This window comes from Pseudoalteromonas sp. bablab_jr010 (assembly GCF_016464105.1).
Lineage (GTDB): Bacteria > Pseudomonadota > Gammaproteobacteria > Enterobacterales > Alteromonadaceae > Pseudoalteromonas > Pseudoalteromonas simplex.
Window position 1 is genome coordinate 18705 of the sequence record NZ_JACDWV010000045.1, and the last position, 21019, is coordinate 39723.

Here is a 21019-nt window from a genome sequence, read left to right on the forward strand (position 1 = left end):
CATTTACCGATTATTGGTAGTTACTCTCAATCTTAGCAAATTCACCGGATGATTTAAGATTTTTCATAAATTCGTTAAATTGCTCGCTCATATGCTTACCTTTTTCATTGTATGTAAACTGTAATTGCATCGGCGCTCTACCCACACTGTAATCACTTACCGTGAATTTCTTAAAGACATGATTTCTTGAGGCATACCACTGCAATGTGTTTTTTGAGATGACGGCAACACGTTGATTTTGCTGCATATCGACTAAAGCATTCAACATATCTATTTCAGAGTAAAAATCTTCACGATGCAACTTGCCAGCTGCAAACAATGCTTCAAATTGCGGGTAAGTGTAACCAAAGCGAGCCATCAACACATAGCCGCCGAGCTCATCAATCGCTGGAATATGACAACCTCTGGGCATAACTAAAATATCTTCAACAATCGCAATACTATCACTCCAATAATATTGATTATCTCCACGATACCATTGCTCAGACTCTAAACGAACATCAACCTGACCCTCATCAAGTAAATGCTGCGAACGCACTTCTGGTACCAGCATGTACTGAAGATCATAATTATATTTTTCGGCAAAGCGGCTTAATAGGTCAGCGACTAGGCCTTTTTGACCGCTATCAACAAAATGATAAGGTGGGTAATCCGTGTCATACAACGCAACACGTAAAGTTTCTGCTCGCACTAAAGGCGTAATTAATAGCAATAATAAAAAAACAACGGCACGACTCATAATTTTCTCTCATAAAATTGAGCCAGGGATTGTATATAAATAGCACAAAAAAAGCGCAGGCTAAGCTGCGCTTTGAGAAAATTCTGATAGGAATTTAGGATTAGATACCGTCACCATCAATATGTAAGCCACATTCACGGTTTAAACCGAAGAAACGCGTTTCTTCTTCTGTCATGCCAGGCTCAAGTTTACGGGTGGTGTGAACATCCCCCATAGACACATAACCTTGCTCCCAAAGCGGGTGATACGGCAAATCATGCTTAGTTAGATACTGATAAATATCGCGGTTATTCCACTCGATAAGTGGGTACACTTTCACTGTGCCACGGCTAATTTCAACAATTTGCTTATCAGCACGGCTTGATGACTGGTCACGGCGCAAACCACTAAACCAGGTGCCTGCTTGCAGCTCGTTTAAAGCGCGAGTCATTGGCTCAACTTTATTCAGTTGATTGTACTGCTTAATACCCTCTTCACCTTGCTCCCAAAGTTTACCAAACTTTGCTTCTTGCCACGCTGGGCTAAGCTGTGCTTTATAAACCTTAAGATTAAGCGAAAGTCGCTCCGTCATTTGTTCAATGAACTGATAAGTCTCAGGGAACAAATAGCCCGTGTCAGTCAGTACCACAGGAATATCTGGCTGCTTTGATGTCACTAAGTGCAACATCACAGCCGCTTGAATACCAAAGCTCGACGACAAAAAGTGCGTGCTTGGTAAGTTTTCAAGTGCCCACGCAACACGCTCTTCTGCGCTTTTATCAGTCAGAAGACCATTAATATCAGCCAGCATGGCTGTTTGGTCTTCTTTGCTCATCGTTAAGATGTCTTTAAATTCACTCATGGTTAATTCCAAACCTTAAAGCGGTGTCGCTTATAAAATTATGCGTGAAAATCGGTTACTGAAACTTTAACTTCAGCAACAATGCCTTTGCGAATTACAAAATCACCAAAACACTCGCCTTCATTACGCTCACTTGCCCATTGGCCAATTAGCTTATCGAATGCGTCTAGGTATACGTCTTCGCCGACATTTTCTAAATACAATTTTGGAATACGCGTGCCTTCGCGGTTACCGCCTAAGTACACGTTGTATTTACCCGGACCTTTACCAACCAGACCCGCTTCTGCCAACATGGCGCGGCCACAGCCATTCGGACAACCCACAACACGCATAATGATGTTGTCATCGCTAATGCCGTGCTTAGCTAATAGCGCTTCTGTTTTCTCAATTAAGCTTGGTAAATAACGCTCTGCCTCAGCCATCGCTAGCGGACAGGTTGGTAATGCCACACACGCCATTGAGTTTTTACGCTGCTCTGTATGGCTGTCATCAATTAAGCCATGGTTGCGAGCAATTTCTTCGATTACCGCTTTTTGATCAGCCGGAACACCTGCGATGATCAAGTTTTGGTTTGCAGTCATGCGGAAATCACCTTGGTGAATTTCAGCAATTTTACGACAGCCTGTTTTAAGTGGTTGGTTTGGGTAATCTAAAATACGGCCACTTTGGATAAACAGCGTTAAGTGGTGCTTACCATCAATACCTTCAACCCAACCGATACGGTCACCACGGTGAGTGAACTCATACGGGCGGCTCTGCTGAAATTGAACACCGGCACGTTTTTCAACTTCAGCTTTAAATACATCAGAACCTACACGGTCTAGTGTGTATTTAGTTTTCGCATTTTTACGATTTGAGCGGTTACCCCAATCACGCTGTACAGACACCACGTGCTCAGCAATTTTTAACGTGTGCTCAAGTGGAATGAAACCAAAGTCATCTGCTTTACGAGGATACGTTGCTGTATCACCGTGAGTCATCGCAAGACCACCACCCACTAACACGTTAAAGCCAACCAACTTGCCGTTTTCTGCGATTGCCACGAAGTTTAAGTCGTTCGCATGCACATCCACTTCATTGTTCGGTGGAATTGTTACTGTGGTTTTAAACTTACGCGGTAAGTAAGTTGAACCTAAGATTGGCTCTTCAGTAGTTTCACTCTTTTCGCCATTTAACCAAATTTCAGCGTACGCTTTGGTTTTTGGTAATAGGTGCTCAGAGATCTTCGCTGCCCACTCGTAAGCTTCTTGGTGAAGCTCAGACTCAACTGGGTTCGTTGTACATAATACGTTTCGGTTTACGTCGCCCGCCGTTGCAATTGAGTCAATACCCACGCTATTAAGCATTTGGTGCATACCTTTAATGTTTGGCTTAAGCACACCATGGAACTGGAACGTTTGACGCGTGGTTAAACGAATACTGCCATAGCTGGTTTTCTCTTCAGCAAACTTATCAATCGCTAACCATTGCTCTGGCTTGATGATACCGCCAGGCATACGAGCACGTAACATTACGTTATGTAACGGCTCTAATTTTTGTTTAGCGCGCTCAGGGCGAATGTCACGGTCATCTTGCTGGTACATGCCGTGGAAACGGATCAGTTGGAAGTTATCAGCAGTGAAACCACCGGTGATCTCGTCTTTTAAATCTTGCTCAATTGTGCCACGTAAAAAGTTACTTTCTCTTTTCAAACGCTCGTTATCAGAAAGCTTTACGTTTTTGTCTTGTTCGCTCATGGTATTTCCTAAATTTGTTACAGTGACGGCTGTTAGCTTTTAACGTGATTAGTACACGTCTTTCTGATAGCGATTTGCGCTACGTAAATCTTTTAAGTATTGCTCAGCTTGTTCATCATCTTTGCCGCTATTTTCTTTGATAATGTCTACAAGCGCCTGATGAACATCTTTCGCCATACGGTTTGCATCACCACAGATATAGAAATGAGCACCCGCTTCTAACCAAGCAAATACTTCTTGGCTGTTTTTACGAAGTTTGTCTTGAACATATACTTTTTCCGCTTGGTCACGGCTAAACGCCACATCCACTTTAGTCAATAAACCTGACTTCAAGTAACTTTGAATTTCTACTTGATATAAAAAGTCTTGGGTAAAGTGTGGGTTACCAAAGAATAACCAGTTTTTACCGCTTGCTTCACGGGCATCACGCTCTTGTAAAAACGCACGGAAAGGTGCAATACCCGTACCCGGACCTACCATGATAATTGGCGTTTCATCATTAGCCGGTAAACGGAAGTTATCGTTATGCTCGCTGAATACTTTTACTTTGCAGCCTTCCTCAGCACGACGTGCTAAATAGCCAGAACAACCACCTAAGTGCTCGCTGCCGAATGCATCAAACTCAACCAGACCCACCGTTAAGTGAACTTCTTCTTCAACTTCTGCTTGGCTAGATGCAATCGAATATAAACGTGCTTGTAGTTTACGTAAGCAGTCTACTAAGGTTTGTGCTTCAAGCTGAGCTGGGTTTTGACGAATAATATCGAAGATTTGGCGAGGCTCAATGTACTCACGCATTGCCGCTTTATCTTCAACTAACTTTAATAAATCAGGGTTGCCCGTTGCTGTTGCATATTTTTCAACAAAGCCTGGGTATGACTGAGTTAGTTCTAATTTTTCGATTAACGCATCACGAATACTTAGTTCTTCGTCGCCGAGTTCAACCGTACTAGATGCATCGATTTGTGTAAGCGTAAGTACTTCATCAACAAGCGCTTCGTCATTTAAGAAGTAAACGCCTAGCGAATCACCCGGTGTATAGGTGATGTCTGAACCTTCTAATGAAATTTCAACATGACGCACATCTTTGGTTGAATCACGACCGGTAATTTTTTGCACAACGCTTAGCTCTGCAGCAAATGGGTTTTGCTTGGTGTATTGGCTTGCTGCTGGTGCCGCTGCACCAAATGGCATCGCCACAACTTGACCACCACTTGCTTGCTGCTGCGCTTTAAGATCAGGTTCAAACGCATCAAGTGCACCGTCAATCCACTTAGCAGCTTCATCATCGTAATCAACATCTAAGTCAGCACGCTGGAAAATAGTTTCTGCGCCAAGCTTGTTAAAACGCTCTTCAAAATCTTTTGCTGTTTGGCAGAAGAACTCGTAGCTTGAATCACCTAAGCCGATCACAGCCACTTTAACACCATCTAGTTTTGGTGCTTTTTTAGTCGTTAAGAATTCATGCAGACTTTCAGCGTCTTCTGGTGGTTCACCCTCACCATAAGTTGAAACAACAACCGTGATGAACTTTTCTTTTTTCAGGGCAGTTGGTTTGTAGTCAGCCATGTTTACTAACTTAACCGTTAGACCGCGCGACTCTGCTTGCTCTTTTAACTTACTTGCCACGCCTTTTGCGTTACCCGTTTGAGAGCCGTATAAAATAGTTAGCGGGGCCGCATCACCTGAATCTGGAGCGGCTGCAACACCACCGGTTAATGCACCTGCGTTGGCATTTGCAGCTAAGTAACCACTTACCCACGCTTGCTGAATTGGATTAAGTTCAGCCACTAAGCCTTGCAGCTTTTGTACTTGCTCTTGCGATAGCGGGCTCGCCGCTGCATTTAGTTGACTTAACAACATGAATTTATTCCTCGTAACCCTGAAAAGTTAACTGCGAAACGAACTTGCTACCGTCATTTCGCGAACAATTTTTTCGACTTTAAAGACCTAATAAAAACGCTTTAAAGGTTTATCTGAGCGTGAAGAATAACGAGGTCTGAGGCGATTAAAAAAGAATAGAATCTGCTTTGATATTCCATTTAGTTATTAATTTAGTATTTATCCAAAAAAAACATGTTAAAAGCAAAAATTCCCAAATAAGAAACTTTTATTAATTAACATTATTGCAACATAAGCCAATTAGCCTATACTCGCTGTGTTCATTTTAAGAACAGCAAAAACTATTAAAATATAAAAAAGGAAAATACAATGTCACACGGGACATGTAAAAAATATATGCTAGCCAGTGGCTTACTGTGCCTAGCGAGTTCAGCATTGGCAAATGTTAATAACGCCAGCTTCGAAAGCTGGTCAGCAAACACCCCTGCAAGCTGGAGCACCATAGATAGCGGTATTAGCCTTAGCGCTAATAGTAATGTGGTTTACTCAGGTAATTACTCAGCGCAAGTCGTGGTTAATACTGGCACGCAAAGTAATACCGATTTACAGCAGCTAGTTGATGTAGTGGCGGGTGAAACTTATGAGTTTTCAGCTTGGGTTTACCATACAGAAGGCGGCGTAAAAGCTCGCTTAGTGGTTGATGGCTATCAAGGCTATTCTAATTCAGCATTAACTAATCAATGGCAACAAATCAGTTATCAGTACACAGCCTCTGCTACCACATCAATTAATATTGGCCTGCGCTTTTACGACGTAACTGGTTTTGATGGCAGCGAAGTAGTTTATGTAGATAACTTTGCACCAAGCACTGGCGCAACCCCACCACCTTCGGGCAGCTGCGCCTATAACCAAGTGTCTTTAACCCTCACTACCGATAACTATGGAGAAGAAACCAGCTGGCAAATCACCAATAGCCAAGGTAGTGCAGTAGCATCAGGCGGCAGCTATGCAGCAAATACTCAGTACAGTGAGCAAGCATGTTTAACGGATGGTGACTATAGCTTTACTATTTTTGATAGTTATGGTGATGGCATATGCTGCTCATTCGGCAATGGCAGTTACAGCCTTTCATTAGGTCAAACAGTACTTGCCAGTGGTGCAAGCTTCCAAAGCTCAGAAGCAACGCCGTTTAGCCTAGGCGATAGCTCAGGCGGCGGTGACGGTGGTGGTACAACCCCAACAGAGCCATCGGGATACTATGTTACAACGCAAGGCCTTAGTGGTTATGCACTAAAAACAGAGTTATACAACATCATTAAAGATCACAACTCACAAGGCTATTCTGCGATTTGGAGCTTTTACGATGTTGCTTCACGCGATAAGTATTTTGAAAACGACAACTCTATTTTAGATCGTTATTCAGAAAACCCTGCAGGCCAAGACAGCTACAACTATGTTGCTGTGAGCGACCAATGTGGGACATACAACAGCGAAGCAGACTGCTACAACCGTGAGCATTCTTTCCCGAAAAGTTGGTTTGGTGGAACAATTGAGCCTATGAATTCAGACGTACATCATATTTTTGCCACTGACGGTTATGTCAATTCAAAACGCAGTAACTACCCATTTGGTGAAGTAGCTAGTGCAAACTATACTTCTAGTAACGGCAGCAAAGTAGGTAGTGCAGCCAGCTCATTAAATTACTCAGGAACGGTTTTTGAACCAATTGATGAATTTAAAGGTGACTTTGCAAGAGCGTACTTCTATATGGCAACACGCTATGAAAACGTGATTGGCTCATGGCAAAACAACACAACCTACAGTAACGCTGTACTGAATGGTTCATCTAATCAGGTCTTTGAGAGCTGGGTCGTTACTATGTTATTAAAGTGGCATAACGAGGATCCCGTTAGCCAATTAGAGCTTGACCGTAACCAAGCCGCTTATGAACATCAAGGTAACCGCAACCCATTTGTGGATCACCCAGAATTTGTAGAAATGATTTGGTAACTTCGTTAAGCCAAGGCGCTTAGTTTCGGCTAAGTGCCTTTTTTCAGTCAAGCATAATGACTTTGTTTTCGTGAATTAACTCTGATACATAGCGTTTTTCTAAATGCCACGGATGACGCTTCCAGCCCTGAAAACCAAAACCTGCTATATGCACTTTTGAAAACAATTTAAGGTAGTGAACAATCGCTAAAGTTCCTGAACTTGGGCAATATGGCTTATGTATTGTTGGCCCTAACGTTAAAAGATACTCAAGGACTGATTGGCGAAATTGCTGGGTTAACCTTTCTTGCTGTAATCCTTTGCCATATTTATTAAACAAAGCGTCACCATGGTCAAGCCGGCTTTGACGGCGGATCAGTTTGAATATGTGCTGCATAAGTAAATTTGGCGCAGGATCAGTGACGACAACTTTACTTATCCCTTCAAGCGGCATCACAAGCGGATCAGTAAGTAAGCTTTGCGCCTGCCTTCCTCGGCCCAGTAGCCATAGATCAGTGCATCGCCTACCTAGGTGCGTAGGCATTGCTGCACAGCGGTTAAAACGAACGACACGAGGGCAACAATCAATCAGCTTAGCAAGCTCGGTATTTATTGGGCCATTACCTATAATAATTATCTCTGGCTGCTCATTCATGATGCAGAAACTCCGTTTCAATCCTTAAAACAGTATTATTTCACCCAACCTTTGTGACCTAATAATGACAGCTCATAATAATTCTAACGAATGTGAAAAGCGCTTATGCGCAACAAGTAAATTATTACCGACTTGAGATTGGGCACTATAGCCAAGAAGCTGTAACACCTGCTTTAACAGTGCTTGATGCTGCTGTTGTTTTGAATGGTTTACTACTTCTAATACCTCCAGCATGGCCAGTGCATAGCTAGAGCCTGATTGGAGTGATTGCCAAATACGCGTTTGTATTTCAATAACTTGATAAATTGAAGTTTTATAAGTATTAATCTGCAAGCTTAATAGATAGTTTTCTAATGGATTCATTGTAGCGCCCTTTTAAAAACGCCACTTTAAAAGCTCAAGTTAAGTTGAGGTAAAGTGTTTTTTTATTAGTTTTTACTCCACTTATTCATTATTTCTTTAAATAATTTAGCATCCTTGTCTTCACAAGGTCTGGGCGAACCGCTTGGCACTCCAGATTTACCAAACACTGAATTAAAATCGATGCCATAACACATACCATTTAGCACCTCGATGCGCTTGCTGCCATCACCACTCTGCCAAACGACTTTTGCCTTATCTGATACTGTTAATTGCACAGGTACAGATATCCTGCCTACAGAAGAATTACTATTTGCGGCGTTCACCTGACCAAATAGCGATGCATTAGAAGAGTCATTTTCAAACTTAAGTTCTGGAATTGGCGCATACGGGTTGAGCTTTTTAAAGGGTACTTCGGTTATTTTTGAGTGTTCAGGTGCCTGATCAGGCTTTGCGACCTCAGTTGTCACTTCTTGGGATTCACTAACTGAGTATTCAACAACCTTAGCATCTCTTTTCTGCTTAGGACTGCTATGAGGGGTTTCCTCTCTTAGCGGCAAAGCCTTCGCTTCATCAACTATTTCTGGCGGCTGATCCGATAAAGGTTTGTCTTGAGTCTTCTGCAAACTTGGTAGCTTTGTTAAATCGACACTCACATACGCGTTGATTACCTTGGGCGGTTCTGTGACGGCGGGAAGCTTCACAAACTTGCCATATCGAGCTAGTAACAACAAAAGCACAGTATGTAGCGATATCGAGATGATCCATGCTTTGTAATTCCCTTTTAACACCCAAGCGCCTCGCTTTTTATTTTTAAGAGTGCCAGATGAGTGAAATAGTTCATCAGAAAATGGCGGTAAGCGGTATTTTAAAAACAAAAAGCCCCAGCAGATGCCGGGGCTTTTTAGTAAGGAAACTTAATTAAAAATTAAGCTTTCTTTGGACGCTCAACAACGTCTACTAAAGTCCAAGACTTAGTCTTAGAAATAGGAGCACACTCAGAAATAGTAACTACGTCACCAGTTTGAGCTGTGTTGTTTTCGTCATGTACGTGTAGTTTAGTCGTACGTTTGATGAATTTTCCATATACTGGATGCTTCACGTAACGTGCGATAGCAACAGTGAAAGATTTATCCATCTTGTCGCTGATTACACGGCCTTGAAGAGTACGGATTTTATCGCTCATTATTGACCTGCCTTCTGGTTAATAACTGTTTTTACACGCGCGATATCGCGACGTACTGTTCTTAGCGTGTGTGTCTGAGCTAACTGACCAGTGCTTGCTTGCATGCGCAGGTTGAACTGCTCACGAAGAAGTCCTAGAAGTTCAGCATTTAGCTCTTCTACGCTTTTGTCTTTTAGTTCGCTAGCTTTCATTACATCACCGTCCGAGTTACGAAAGTTGTTGTGAATGGTAATTTACGCGCTGCAAGGTTAAATGCTTCACGAGCAAGCTCTTCAGAAACACCTTCCATTTCGTAAAGTACTTTACCAGGTTGAATTTCAGCAACCCAATATTCAACAGAACCTTTACCTTTACCCATACGAACTTCTAATGGTTTGTTCGTAATTGGCTTATCTGGGAATACACGAATCCAGATTTTACCTTGACGCTTTACGTGACGTGTCATAGCACGACGAGCTGCTTCGATTTGACGAGCAGTCATACGGCCACGGCCAGTAGCTTTCAAACCGAAAGTACCGAAGCTTACTTTGTTACCGTTTTGCGCTAAACCGCGGTTGCGGCCTTTGTGCATTTTACGGAATTTTGTACGTTTTGGCTGTAACATTACTCGCTACCTCTACTTAGCACTTTTTTTGGCTTTCTTTGGCGCGCGTTTAGCTGGCTTCTCTTGCTCTTGTACTAGTGGTAAACCACCAATAACTTCGCCTTTGAAGATCCAAACTTTAACACCAATGATACCATAAGTGGTTAAGGCTTCAGAAGTTGCGTAGTCGATATCAGCACGAAGAGTATGTAGAGGTACACGACCTTCACGATACCATTCTGAACGTGCGATCTCAGCACCGCCAAGACGACCGCTAACTTCAACTTTGATACCCTTTGCACCAATGCGCATTGCATTTTGTACCGAACGCTTCATAGCGCGACGGAACATAACACGACGCTCTAGCTGTGACGCAATACCGTCAGCTACTAGTTGTGCATCAAGTTCAGGCTTACGAACTTCAGCGATATTAATCTGAGCCGGAACACCTGCAATCTTAGTTACTGCTTGACGTAGTTTTTCAACGTCTTCGCCTTTTTTACCGATAACAACACCAGGACGAGCTGTGTGAATTGTTACACGGATAGATTTAGCTGGACGCTCGATAACGATTTTAGACACAGAAGCCGCTTTTAATTCCTTAGTAAGGAAAGTACGTACTTTGTGATCGCCAAAAAGCTGATCAGAGAAATCTTTTGAATTCGCGTACCAGGTAGAAACCCAAGGTTTAGAGATACCTAGGCGAATACCAGTAGGATGAACTTTTTGTCCCATTACTTATACTCCTAGCTATCTGAAACCACAACAGTGATGTGGCTTGTACGCTTAAGGATGCGGTCTGCGCGTCCTTTAGCACGTGGCATAATACGCTTCATTGTTGGACCATCGTCCACAAAGATCGTAGTTACACGAAGCTCATCAATGTCAGCACCTTCGTTATGCTCTGCGTTAGCAATAGCAGACTCAAGTACTTTTTTAACTAATACAGCCGCTTTTTTAGGGCTGTACGCCAGGATTTCTAGAGCGCGATCAACCGGAAGTCCGCGGATCTGATCTGCAACTAGACGTGCTTTTTGCGCCGAACCAGAGGCGAATTTATGTTTAGCTAATGCTTGCATTTATCATTCCCCTCTTAACGTTTCTTCGCTTTCTTATCCGCAGCGTGACCGCGGTAAGTACGAGTTGGTGCAAATTCACCTAGTTTGTGACCGATCATTTCGTCTGTGATGAACACAGGAACGTGCTGACGACCATTATGGACAGCGATGGTCAATCCGATCATGTTAGGTATGATCATTGAACGACGGCTCCAAGTTTTAATTGGCTTCTTGTCACCGCTTTCCAACGCTTTCTCTACCTTCTTCAGCAAGTGTAGGTCAATAAAAGGACCTTTCTTGAGAGAACGTGGCATGGCTATTCCTCAACTATTATTTAGTACGACGACGTACGATAAATTTATCAGTACGCTTGTTCTTACGTGTCTTAGCACCTTTAGTCGGTTTACCCCATGGAGACACAGGATGACGACCACCAGATGTACGACCTTCACCACCACCGTGCGGGTGATCTACCGGGTTCATGGCAACACCACGAACTGTCGGACGGATACCACGCCAGCGATTTGCACCAGCTTTACCTAGTGAACGAAGCATATGCTCAGCATTGCCTACTTCACCAAGTGTTGCGCGACAGTCAGCTGGAACTTTACGAACTTCGCCAGAACGAAGACGTAGAGTTACGTATTGACCTTCACGAGCAAGGATTTGAACGTATGCACCAGCAGAACGTGCGATTTGCGCGCCTTTACCTGGTTTTAATTCTACGTTGTGAACAGTCGAACCTACAGGCATGTTACGCATTGGTAACGTGTTACCAGCTTTGATTGGTGCATCAATACCAGATTGGATTGAATCACCAGCTTTTAAGCCTTTAGGTGCAATAATGTAACGACGCTCACCGTCTGCATATAATACAAGAGCGATGTTTGCGCTACGGTTTGGATCATACTCTAGACGCTCAACAACAGCTGGAATGCCATCTTTAGTGCGTTTAAAGTCGATTACACGGTAATGATGCTTATGACCACCACCGATGTGACGAACCGTGATACGACCTTTGTTATTACGACCACCAGACTTAGAGTTTTTCTCTAGTAGTGGTGCGTAAGGTTTACCCTTATGTAGATCTGGGTTAACCACTTTAACCAGGTGACGACGACCCGCAGAAGTTGGTTTACACTTTTGAAGTGCCATAATTCTAACTCCCCTTATTACTCGGCGCCGCCGACAAAGTCTAGCTCGCTACCTTCTTTAAGAGTAACGTAAGCTTTCTTCCAGTCTGAACGACGACCGAAACGCATGCCAGTACGTTTTGTTTTACCCTTAACGTTTAGTGTGCGAACACCAGTTACTTCTACTTCAAAAAGCTTTTCTGCTGCAGCTTTGATTTCAGCTTTAGTTGCATCAGAAGCTACTTTGAAAACAATCGTGTTGTTCTCTTCAGCAGCGATAGTGCTTTTCTCAGAGATGTGTGGAGCAAGGATCACTTTTAAAAGACGTTCTTCACGGATCATGCTAGCGCCTCCTCAAGTTGCTTAACAGCAGCAGCTGTAATAAGTACCTTATCGAAAGCGATTAGGCTTACAGGATCGATACCAGCTACATCACGCGTGTCAACCTTGTATAGGTTACGTGCCGATAAGAAAAGATTCTCATCTACTTCTTCAGTCACGATTAGAACATCTTTAAGCTCAAGTTCTTTAAGCTTAGCAACTAGTTCTTTAGTTTTTGGTGCTTCAAGACCAAACTGCTCAACAACGATTAAACGCTCTTGACGAACTAATTCAGATAAGATGCTTTTGATCGCACCGCGGTACATTTTACGGTTTACTTTTTGGCTGTGATCTTGTGGTTTAGCTGCGAAGCTAACGCCACCTGAACGCCAAATTGGGCTACGAATTGTACCAGCACGTGCACGGCCAGTACCTTTTTGAGACCATGGTTTTTTACCACCACCGCTAACTTCAGAACGTGTCTTCTGAGCACGAGTACCTTGACGAGCACCTGCTGCGTAAGCAACAACTACTTGGTGTACTAATGCTTCGTTAAACTCACGTCCAAAAGTAGCTTCAGAAACTTCAAGAGCGCCAGAAGCGTCTTTAATTGCTAATTCCATCACTAAATCTCCAGGACTTATGCTTTAACAGCTGGTTTAACGATAACGTCACCGCCGATAGCGCCAGGTACTGCACCTTTAACTAAAAGCAAGTTACGCTCAGCGTCAACGCGAACTAGTTCTAAGTTTTGAGTCGTTACACGCTCAGCACCCATGTGACCGGCCATTTTCTTACCTTTAAACACCTTACCAGGTGATTGGTTTTGACCGATTGAACCAGGAGCACGGTGAGATAGAGAGTTACCGTGAGTAGCGTCTTGCATGCTGAAGTTCCAGCGCTTAACACCACCTTGGAAACCTTTACCTTTAGAAGTACCGGTTACGTCAACTTTGTTGATTTCGTTGAATAATTCAACAGTAAGCTCAGCGCCTACTTCAAAATCGCCTTCACCACCATTTAGGCGGAATTCCCACAGACCGCGACCCGCTTCAACACCAGCTTTAGCGAAGTGACCCGCTGCTGCTTTGTTTACACGGCTTGCTTTTTTAGTGCCTGCGGTTACTTGAAGCGCGTTATAACCGTCAGTTGCTTCAGATTTGATCTGAGCAATGCGGTTAGGTGTCGCTTCGATAACTGTCACAGGGATAGATACACCATCTTCAGTGAAGATACGTGTCATACCCACTTTACGACCGACTAGACCTAATGCCATTTTCCTAAAACCTCTCTAATCTTCCGATTAACCCAGGCTGATTTGAACATCAACACCAGCAGCAAGATCTAAACGCATAAGAGCGTCAACAGTCTTGTCAGTTGGTTCTACGATGTCGATCAGACGTTTATGGGTGCGGATTTCGTACTGATCACGCGCGTCTTTGTTAACGTGCGGTGAAGTTAGTACAGTAAAACGTTCAAAGCGTGTAGGTAGTGGGATTGGACCACGTACTTGTGCGCCAGTGCGTTTCGCAGTTTCCACGATTTCCGCCGTTGATTGGTCAATCAAACGGTGGTCAAAAGCTTTTAGGCGAATACGAATGCGTTGATTTGACATTCTTAAACCTCAATATAAAGAGCATTTAAAAAGAGCATAAAAAAACGACCGAAACAATCTTAATAACTAAGATGTCGGCTGCTTTCTTATATCTACGTTGAATTCCAAATCGGAATTCCTGTTTATTAGCTTGAAATCCAAGCTTAATCTTTCCTTCCAAGTTCCCGAGGGAATTTTGAAAGCCTGCGTATTATAGATAGATTGGTGATAAATGCAACAACTATTTTGAAAATCTCAAAGGTCTAAATTAAATTTTGTTTAATTTTCGAACTTTATCAATAACATTAGCGTCTTTAAATTATACTTGTGCGAGTAAAGAGGCTAGAAAATCGCTTTTAAATGGTCAGTCCAGTTAATAATTGTTATTCTATGCCGCTTATTTTTGACCACACTCGGTCTATTTAATATCTACTAATAACTTTGGTGAGTTGATGCGTATCATTAATCGTTGTTTAAATTTCATTTCTGCCGGTATGAACCGCTTGTTTGTAAAAAGTAAGGTGCTGCCAGAAAATCCGATTGAACAATACAATCTAAACCCAGCCAACCCTACTTTCTACATTGTTAGGCTAAATGCACGCTCTGATTTAGCAGCACTGGCGCGGGTATGTAAAAAATACGGCTTACCTAATCCGACCGAAGAGCAGTTATTAGGTAATGCAGAACTTGATCGCTTTATCGGTATTCAAAACCCACCACCGCTATTTGGTAATAAAAGCAAACCAAGCAATGCCCTGCAGCAAGGCAAACAAATTATTGACCACCTGATGCAATCAGGTGAGAAAAACGTCCAAGTGATCCCGGTGACTATTTTATGGGGCCGAAACCCAGGCAAAGAAAAGCCAGGTTTAGGTACTTTGGTGTCTCATTCATTAACACCCAGCTGGTTTCGTAAGTTCTTTGTGTTGCTATTTTCTGGGCGCGATAACTTTATTCGCTTTAGTCAGCCACTAGATTTATCTTTATTGGTCAATGAAAAAGCAGAGGTTGATGAACTACCACATAAGCTTTTACGAGTAGCCCGCGTGCACTTTCGTCGCCAAAAATTGGCAGCGACAGGCCCGAAAATGCCATCACGTGAGCAGCTATTTAATTCGCTACTTGCCTCACCAACAATAAAAAAAGCAATTCAAATAGAAGCGAAAGAAAAAAACATCAGCCAAGAGCAAGCTCGCCAAAATGCGCTAAAGCTACTTGATGAGATTGCCGCCAATTATAGCGATGCCACCATTCGTGTTGCAGACCGTATTTTAACTTGGCTGTGGAATAAGCTTTATAACGGGATTGATATTAAGTTTTCTGAACAGGTACATGAGCTTACAGATAAAGGCCACGAGATTATCTATATGCCATGTCACCGTTCGCATATGGATTACTTATTGCTGACCTATTCTATTTACCACTTAGGCTTAGTTCCGCCGCATATCGCTGCCGGTATCAACTTAAATTTCTTCCCGGCAGGGGGAATTTTCCGTCGCAGTGGTGCTTTCTTTATTCGCCGATCATTCGCGGGCAATAAATTGTATTCGTCAGTATTTAAAGAGTACCTGAGCCAGTTATTTATCAAAGGCTATTCAGTAAAGTTTTACACTGAAGGTGGTCGTAGCCGTACTGGTCGCTTATTACCGCCAAAAACAGGTATGCTCGCCATGACATTACAAGCCATGTTACGTGGCATAGACCGCCCTATTTCAATTGTGCCTGTATACATTGGTTATGAGCACGTAATGGAAATTAATACTTACTTAAAAGAGCTTGCCGGTAACGATAAAAAAGGTGAGTCGGTATTAGGTATCTTTAAGGCAATTAAAAACCTTAAAAACTATGGTCGTGGTTATTTAAACTTTGGCGACCCTATATCGATAAACCAATATCTCAGTGATCAACAACCTGATTGGCGAGAGTCGATTCACCCAACTGATGTTCAGAAACCACAATGGCTTGGACCACAAGTCGCTAACCTCGCTGATAAGGTAATGGTTAATATTAATAGCGCCGCTGCACTCAATGCAGTGAATCTACTTGCGATGATATTACTGGTAAATGATAAACACGCGCTAAGTAAACCTAAGCTGATTGCTCAGCTTGAGTTTTATTTACATTTACAACGTAGCGCAAGCTACAGCGAAAAGGTGACCACGCCAGACGAAAGCGCCGAGCAGCTATTAGAGCATGCACTTAAACTTAATAAGTTTGATGTGATCAGTGACGAGTTTGGCGAAATTATCGCAATTAACGATAAAGAAAAAACACTGTTCAACTACTACCGTAATAACGTGTTGCACTTATTTGCAGTACCGAGCTTATTGGCGCTGCATTTATTCAAAGCACATCAAACTACCATGGCTGATTGCCAAGCCTTAATTGCACGTTTTTACCCACTGTTTGCCAAAGAGTGGTTCTTACACGAGCTAGATGAAAACTACATTACTCGCGTACTTGCAAGCTTCGTTGATCAAGACCTGATTGAAATTGATGGCGATAATATCAAGATCACTAACAGCAACGACTGCTTAGCGAAACTCGAAATGCTCGGTCGTGCCCTAAGTTTAACACTGCAACGCTACGCTATCGTGGTTGGCTTTATTCAAACTAGCAGTGGTATTGAGCGTGAAGAACTTGAACATGAAAGCCAGGTGTTAGCAGAGCGCTTAGGCACCTTGCACGGCATTAAAACCCCAGAGTTCTTCGACAAAAAAGTACTTATTGGTTTTATTTCAAGCTTGCGAGAGCAAAAGCTAATTACCGAAACAGAGCAAGGCTTAACGGGTAGCAATGAGCTGTGTGAAGTGTATTTATATCTTAAAGCATTGCTGCCAGCACGGGTCTGGCAGTCAATTGACGATATAGTGCAAAGCCAAGCTCAGCACGTAAAAGATTAACGCTGACGCATAACCCCTTCTTGGATCGTTGAGGCAACCAAATTGCCTTGACGGTCAAAGAACTGACCTCGCACCAAACCACGGCCAGAGCTCGCACTTGGGCTATCAATCGAATATAAAATCCAATCGTCTAGTCTAAACGGGCGGTGAAACCACATCGCATGGTCAATCGTCGCGACCTGCATATTCGGCTGCATAAACGATACGCCGTGCGGCTGTAATGCAGTTGGTAAAAATTCAAAGTCAGATGCATACGCAAGTAAGTAATTATGAATGCGCTGATCGTCAGGCATCTCACCATTAGCTTTAAACCAAATATGCTTAACTGGCTCCATCACTTGTGGTTTGAATGGGTTATGAAAAGTCACAGGGCGCATTTCAATTGGTACTTCTCGGATGAACTTATTTCGAATTGGTTCAGGAATAAGCTCTGCATTTGCTTGGTAAAATTCAAGCGATGACTTTAATTCTTCAGGCTGTGGTACATCAGGCATCTGCGCTTGATGTGATAAGCCCTCTTCTTCACCTTGGAAAGAAGCGGTCATGTAAAAAATCGGCTTACCATATTGAATTGCTTTTACACGGCGAGTACTAAAACTTTTACCATCACGTATATTCTCTACATCATAGACAATCGGCTTTGCAGCATCACCTGGGCGCAAAAAGTATGAGTGTAAAGAGTGAACAATGCGTCCTTGTGGTAACGTTTCTTTTGCAGCAGATAGAGCTTGGCCCATTACTTGGCCACCGAATACAGCTCTAAATCCTAAATCTTGGCTTTGCCCGCGATACAAGCCTTGCTCAATCTCTTCTAACGACATTAATGACAGTAGGTCATCTAATACTTGGCTCATTTATTTATCCTCAATCCCGACAAGCGTTTAATGATACTATAGACTAATTGGAAGTAAATCTTTGTAAGAGCACCTCATTATGGCTTATTGGCTTTTTAAAACCGAACCCGATGCATTTTCAATTGATGATCTAAAAAACGCACCTGAGCAAACCTCTATGTGGGATGGCGTGCGTAATTATCAAGCCCGCAACTTTCTTCGCGATGGTATCAAGCACGGTGACTTGGTAATGATTTATCATTCAAGTTGTAAACAGGTGGGTGTTGCAGGTATCGCTACGGTGACTCGCGAAGCTTATGCCGACCCAACACAGTTTGATTTAAATAGCGATTACTACGATGCTAAAGCAACTGCTGATAACCCGCGCTGGTTTGTGGTCGATGTGCAATATCAAGCACACCTTAAAAAGCTAGTTAGCCTGCAGGCGATTAAAGCCAATGAGTCAATTACCGAAATCGCTCTTAAAAAAGGCGGCCGTTTGTCAGTAATGCCTGTAACTGAACATGACTGGCAACAGATCATCGCAATGAGCGAGGGCTAAGCATATAAAGTAGCGGCCATTTTTAATGAGCTGCTATTTTTGCTATAATTTCGCCCCTTTATTTTAGAGGTACTAAGGGGGATGTATGAAATTACTGTATTGGTTAGAGGAATGGACCAACCTCCCACGCGATGAGCAACAAAGCCTTGTACCTATGACTGGCGGTGATTTGCTCGGCGATGTTTATGTAAAATACCATATCATTGATGCCAATAAGCCCCTGCTAATTACCTTCTCTCCTGCTGGAACAAATTATCAAGAACATGATATTAATGATGATTTTTCGCCTTGGGCTTATAAGCTCGCGAAAAAGCAAGATGTGAATATTATCGCCTTTCAACATTTAGGCATTAGCAACTGGTTTAGGCACCGCAATCTGTTGTTTTTCATTGAGCAGCTAGCACCACTGATTGGCGGATTCAAAGAGCGGTTAGGTTATGGTTTGAGCCGAGGAGGCTTTGCCGTTGGCGCCTTTGCCAATCTATTAAAGCTTGATAAAGTTTTACTCTTTCACCCTGTTAGCACAAAAAACAAAGAAAAAGCACCATGGGATGACCGTTCAAGCACTGACATCGCGCAAAAATTCGATTGGAACGGTGACTACCACGATTTAGATTTAGGCCATGCAAAGGGTTATATTATTTACGACCCAACTAATCGTATCGACCGAGCTCATGCTAAACGTTACCCACAACTCACCCACTTACGCGTGTTTGGTATGGGCCATAGTGTTCATGCAACATATTTAAATAAGTTTGGCTTTTATAAAGATGTTGCTGTTGATTTTATAAGCCACCAGCAAGTTGATATCGCCCAATTCCGCCAGCAAACCAAAACGCTACGCTTTAAAGAAGACTATTATCGTCGCCTAAATAAGGCAAACAAGAGTTCGCCACATCGTTTAGCCTTACTAAGCACCGCGCATACAATTTTAGCTGAAGAAAAAGCCGAGCACATGCAAGAGCAAAAAGATGCGATTGATGTGCAACCGCTGATTGATGTTGCAATCAAACATCAAGATGAGCACCCAAACGATGCAATTAAGGTCTTAGAAGTGGCTCAGCAACTCTCACCCGATGATCCTGTGATAGACCATAAACTAAAACAGTTGAAGTGATACAGCAGCTGTAAGTTTAGAAGCATTAGCAGTAAGCGGCAAAAATCCAACTTATGAATCAAATAAGCTCTGTTAAAAAGCCTCCTTTTCGATAAGCTTAAAGCTTCCAGCTATCCCCTCCCATACCTATCATCAAATCGCTCGATGTCAGTTTCATCAAGTATCGCTCCGGTTTGTACTTCGATAACGATTAGTGGCGTGTATTGTTGATTAGCAAGGCTGTGTAGCTGCTTAGCCGCGATGTAACAAGATTGGTCGGCGGATAATTCAAATTCATCATCACCTACTCGCACGCTTGCCACTCCAAATACGACGACCCAATGTTCTGCACGGTGCTGATGGCGTTGAGTTGAGAGCTTTGCGCCGCTGTTTACGATTATTTTCTTTACTTTAAAGCCAGTGCTTTCAATTAAAGTTCGATAGTTGCCCCAAGGTCTGAATACGGCTTGATGGTGGGTTAGTTTATCGCTATCAACAACAGCAAGCTGTTTAAGTAAATCAGGAAGCTTATCGAGCGCACTTTTGTCTGCCACTAAGGTGGCATCATGAGTATGTATAATTGCTTGATTACTCACGCCGAGCGCCGCAATAGTGTGGTCAGCCTCGCTGATCAGTAGATTATTTTCGCTATCTAAACTCACTCCTTGTGAGGCTAAATAGTTGCCATGATGGTCTTTTTCTGCGATTTTCGATAATGCAGAAAAGCTGCCAACATCGCTCCAATTTAAGTCAACAGGTATAACAGCAACGTTAGCGCTACGCTCCAAAATAGCATAATCAATAGAATCACTTGGGCATGCTGTGAGCGCACCCGCAACAGGCCGTTGAAACCCTAAATCTGCGGTGAAGCTAGCCGCTTTTGCGACACTGTCAGCAATCTTTGGCGCAAAACGATTAAGCTCACTCAAGTACACATCTGGCAAAAATAAAAACATGCCACTATTCCAGCCATACTCACCACTGGCAAGGTATTTTTCGGCTAATTGCAGAGCTGGTTTTTCTTTGAAGTCAGCCACCTTAAAACAGCCTTTATGAGCTAACTGTTCACCTTGGCGAATATAACCATAGCCGGTATGTGGCTCAGTGGGAGTAATGGCAAAGGTTACTAATTGTTGTTGCTGACAAAGCGCTATCGCATTATCTAAGCAGGCAATAAGTTTATCAAAATCACTGATATGATGATCAGCAGGCATCACCAACAAGGGATCAGTTAGACCATTTTGCAGTGCAAATTCAGCGGCTAGGGCAATCGCGGGGGCGGTATTTTTACCTTCAGGTTCAAGCAATAAAGTATAGCTATCTGTGATTTCTGCAATTTGCGCTTTAGCGATAAAGCGATGCTCTTCATTGCACACTAGAATTGGTGCATTAAATCGTGAGTCAGCCACTCGTAAAAGCGTGCTCTGTAACAGTGATTTTTCGCTAAGCAAAGACAAAAACTGCTTAGGCATCGCTTTACGCGACAAAGGCCATAAACGAGAACCTATGCCACCAGCAAGAATAACGGGGGTGATTTTGCGACTCATGATTGCTTAAAGTAAATAATCCAACCATGAGTTTAACAAAT

The 21019-nt window shown here is 42.9% G+C and carries 24 protein-coding genes; 4 read left to right on the top strand and 20 right to left on the bottom strand.

Translation table 11 applies throughout. From position 1 onward, the window contains the following. Positions 1–10: 10 nt before the first annotated feature. The 4 genes from JIG37_RS01995 to JIG37_RS02010 all read right to left on the bottom strand — a co-directional run bounded on the left by JIG37_RS01995 (position 11) and on the right by JIG37_RS02010 (position 5179). Positions 11–739 carry a transporter substrate-binding domain-containing protein gene (locus JIG37_RS01995; protein WP_054552380.1) on the bottom strand — a complete coding sequence of 243 codons (729 nt, stop codon included), beginning with the start codon at positions 737–739 and terminating at the stop codon, positions 11–13. A 100-nt stretch (positions 740–839) separates the two neighbouring features. After that, positions 840–1580: a phosphoadenylyl-sulfate reductase gene (locus tag JIG37_RS02000; RefSeq protein WP_199528588.1), complete on the bottom strand. Its 741-nt coding sequence runs from the start codon at positions 1578–1580 to the stop codon at positions 840–842. A gap of 38 nt (positions 1581–1618) precedes the next feature. Next, a complete protein-coding gene (cysI, locus tag JIG37_RS02005) occupies positions 1619–3316 on the bottom strand; it encodes an assimilatory sulfite reductase (NADPH) hemoprotein subunit (RefSeq protein WP_138599061.1) in 1698 nt (565 codons plus the stop codon). Positions 3317–3364: 48 nt separating this feature from the next. After that, positions 3365–5179 carry an assimilatory sulfite reductase (NADPH) flavoprotein subunit gene (locus JIG37_RS02010; RefSeq protein ID WP_199528589.1) on the bottom strand — a complete coding sequence of 605 codons (1815 nt, stop codon included), beginning with the start codon at positions 5177–5179 and terminating at the stop codon, positions 3365–3367. A gap of 348 nt (positions 5180–5527) precedes the next feature. Here JIG37_RS02010 and JIG37_RS02015 point away from each other — a divergent pair, with 348 nt between their 5' ends. Next, entirely contained in the window at positions 5528–7168 is a 1641-nt protein-coding gene (locus tag JIG37_RS02015; RefSeq protein ID WP_199528591.1) for an endonuclease, read from the top strand. A gap of 43 nt (positions 7169–7211) precedes the next feature. Here JIG37_RS02015 and JIG37_RS02020 read toward each other — a convergent pair whose 3' ends face one another. From JIG37_RS02020 to rpsJ, 14 genes are all read right to left on the bottom strand, one after another. Further along, entirely contained in the window at positions 7212–7802 is a 591-nt protein-coding gene (locus JIG37_RS02020; RefSeq protein WP_199528593.1) for a hypothetical protein, read from the bottom strand. 72 nt (positions 7803–7874) lie between these two features. Beyond that, positions 7875–8165: a hypothetical protein gene (locus tag JIG37_RS02025; RefSeq protein WP_054552374.1), complete on the bottom strand. Its 291-nt coding sequence runs from the start codon at positions 8163–8165 to the stop codon at positions 7875–7877. A gap of 65 nt (positions 8166–8230) precedes the next feature. After that, positions 8231–9040 (bottom strand): hypothetical protein, encoded by an 810-nt coding sequence (locus JIG37_RS02030; protein ID WP_199528595.1) that lies wholly within the window; start codon positions 9038–9040, stop codon positions 8231–8233. A gap of 50 nt (positions 9041–9090) precedes the next feature. Then, positions 9091–9348 (bottom strand): 30S ribosomal protein S17, encoded by a 258-nt coding sequence (rpsQ, locus tag JIG37_RS02035; RefSeq protein WP_054552372.1) that lies wholly within the window; start codon positions 9346–9348, stop codon positions 9091–9093. Next, positions 9348–9539, bottom strand: coding sequence for a 50S ribosomal protein L29 (gene rpmC, locus JIG37_RS02040; RefSeq protein ID WP_054552371.1), 192 nt, complete (start codon positions 9537–9539; stop codon positions 9348–9350). The genes rpsQ and rpmC overlap by 1 nt, the downstream gene beginning before the upstream one ends. Next, positions 9539–9952, bottom strand: a complete 414-nt coding sequence (rplP, locus tag JIG37_RS02045) for a 50S ribosomal protein L16 (RefSeq protein ID WP_036974208.1) — start codon at positions 9950–9952, stop codon at positions 9539–9541. Before rplP ends, rpmC begins: the two co-directional genes overlap by 1 nt. A 12-nt stretch (positions 9953–9964) precedes the next feature. Next, positions 9965–10666: a 30S ribosomal protein S3 gene (gene rpsC, locus JIG37_RS02050; RefSeq protein WP_054552370.1), complete on the bottom strand. Its 702-nt coding sequence runs from the start codon at positions 10664–10666 to the stop codon at positions 9965–9967. An 11-nt stretch (positions 10667–10677) separates the two neighbouring features. Beyond that, positions 10678–11010 (bottom strand): 50S ribosomal protein L22, encoded by a 333-nt coding sequence (gene rplV, locus JIG37_RS02055; RefSeq protein WP_004588690.1) that lies wholly within the window; start codon positions 11008–11010, stop codon positions 10678–10680. Positions 11011–11024: 14 nt separating this feature from the next. After that, positions 11025–11303 (bottom strand): 30S ribosomal protein S19, encoded by a 279-nt coding sequence (gene rpsS / locus JIG37_RS02060; RefSeq protein WP_010376377.1) that lies wholly within the window; start codon positions 11301–11303, stop codon positions 11025–11027. A 16-nt stretch (positions 11304–11319) separates the two neighbouring features. Continuing rightward, positions 11320–12144: a 50S ribosomal protein L2 gene (gene rplB, locus JIG37_RS02065; protein ID WP_054552369.1), complete on the bottom strand. Its 825-nt coding sequence runs from the start codon at positions 12142–12144 to the stop codon at positions 11320–11322. A gap of 17 nt (positions 12145–12161) precedes the next feature. After that, positions 12162–12464, bottom strand: a complete 303-nt coding sequence (rplW, locus tag JIG37_RS02070) for a 50S ribosomal protein L23 (RefSeq protein ID WP_054552368.1) — start codon at positions 12462–12464, stop codon at positions 12162–12164. Beyond that, a complete protein-coding gene (gene rplD, locus JIG37_RS02075) occupies positions 12461–13066 on the bottom strand; it encodes a 50S ribosomal protein L4 (protein WP_062568199.1) in 606 nt (201 codons plus the stop codon). The genes rplW and rplD overlap by 4 nt, the downstream gene beginning before the upstream one ends. Before the next feature lie 17 nt (positions 13067–13083). Further along, complete coding sequence (rplC, locus tag JIG37_RS02080) at positions 13084–13719, bottom strand: 50S ribosomal protein L3 (protein WP_036974218.1); 636 nt, start codon at positions 13717–13719, stop codon at positions 13084–13086. A 27-nt stretch (positions 13720–13746) separates the two neighbouring features. Beyond that, positions 13747–14058 (bottom strand): 30S ribosomal protein S10, encoded by a 312-nt coding sequence (rpsJ, locus tag JIG37_RS02085; protein WP_002957900.1) that lies wholly within the window; start codon positions 14056–14058, stop codon positions 13747–13749. Positions 14059–14489: 431 nt separating this feature from the next. On the opposite strand from rpsJ, the gene plsB reads away from it, so the two are divergent. Then, complete coding sequence (gene plsB / locus JIG37_RS02090) at positions 14490–16940, top strand: glycerol-3-phosphate 1-O-acyltransferase PlsB (RefSeq protein ID WP_199528597.1); 2451 nt, start codon at positions 14490–14492, stop codon at positions 16938–16940. Here plsB and tesB read toward each other — a convergent pair. Next, positions 16937–17794 (bottom strand): acyl-CoA thioesterase II, encoded by an 858-nt coding sequence (gene tesB, locus JIG37_RS02095; RefSeq protein WP_054552365.1) that lies wholly within the window; start codon positions 17792–17794, stop codon positions 16937–16939. The two genes, plsB and tesB, sit on opposite strands and share 4 nt — an antisense overlap. A gap of 79 nt (positions 17795–17873) precedes the next feature. Here tesB and JIG37_RS02100 point away from each other — a divergent pair, with 79 nt between their 5' ends. Beyond that, on the top strand, positions 17874–18335 hold the full coding sequence (locus tag JIG37_RS02100; protein WP_194442451.1) for an EVE domain-containing protein: 462 nt from the start codon (positions 17874–17876) through the stop codon (positions 18333–18335). Between the two features lie 85 nt (positions 18336–18420). Then, complete coding sequence (locus JIG37_RS02105; protein ID WP_054563925.1) at positions 18421–19452, top strand: hypothetical protein; 1032 nt, start codon at positions 18421–18423, stop codon at positions 19450–19452. A 110-nt stretch (positions 19453–19562) separates the two neighbouring features. Here JIG37_RS02105 and JIG37_RS02110 read toward each other — a convergent pair whose 3' ends face one another. Further along, positions 19563–20978: a mannose-1-phosphate guanylyltransferase/mannose-6-phosphate isomerase gene (locus JIG37_RS02110; protein ID WP_171041477.1), complete on the bottom strand. Its 1416-nt coding sequence runs from the start codon at positions 20976–20978 to the stop codon at positions 19563–19565. Positions 20979–21019 lie beyond the last annotated feature (41 nt).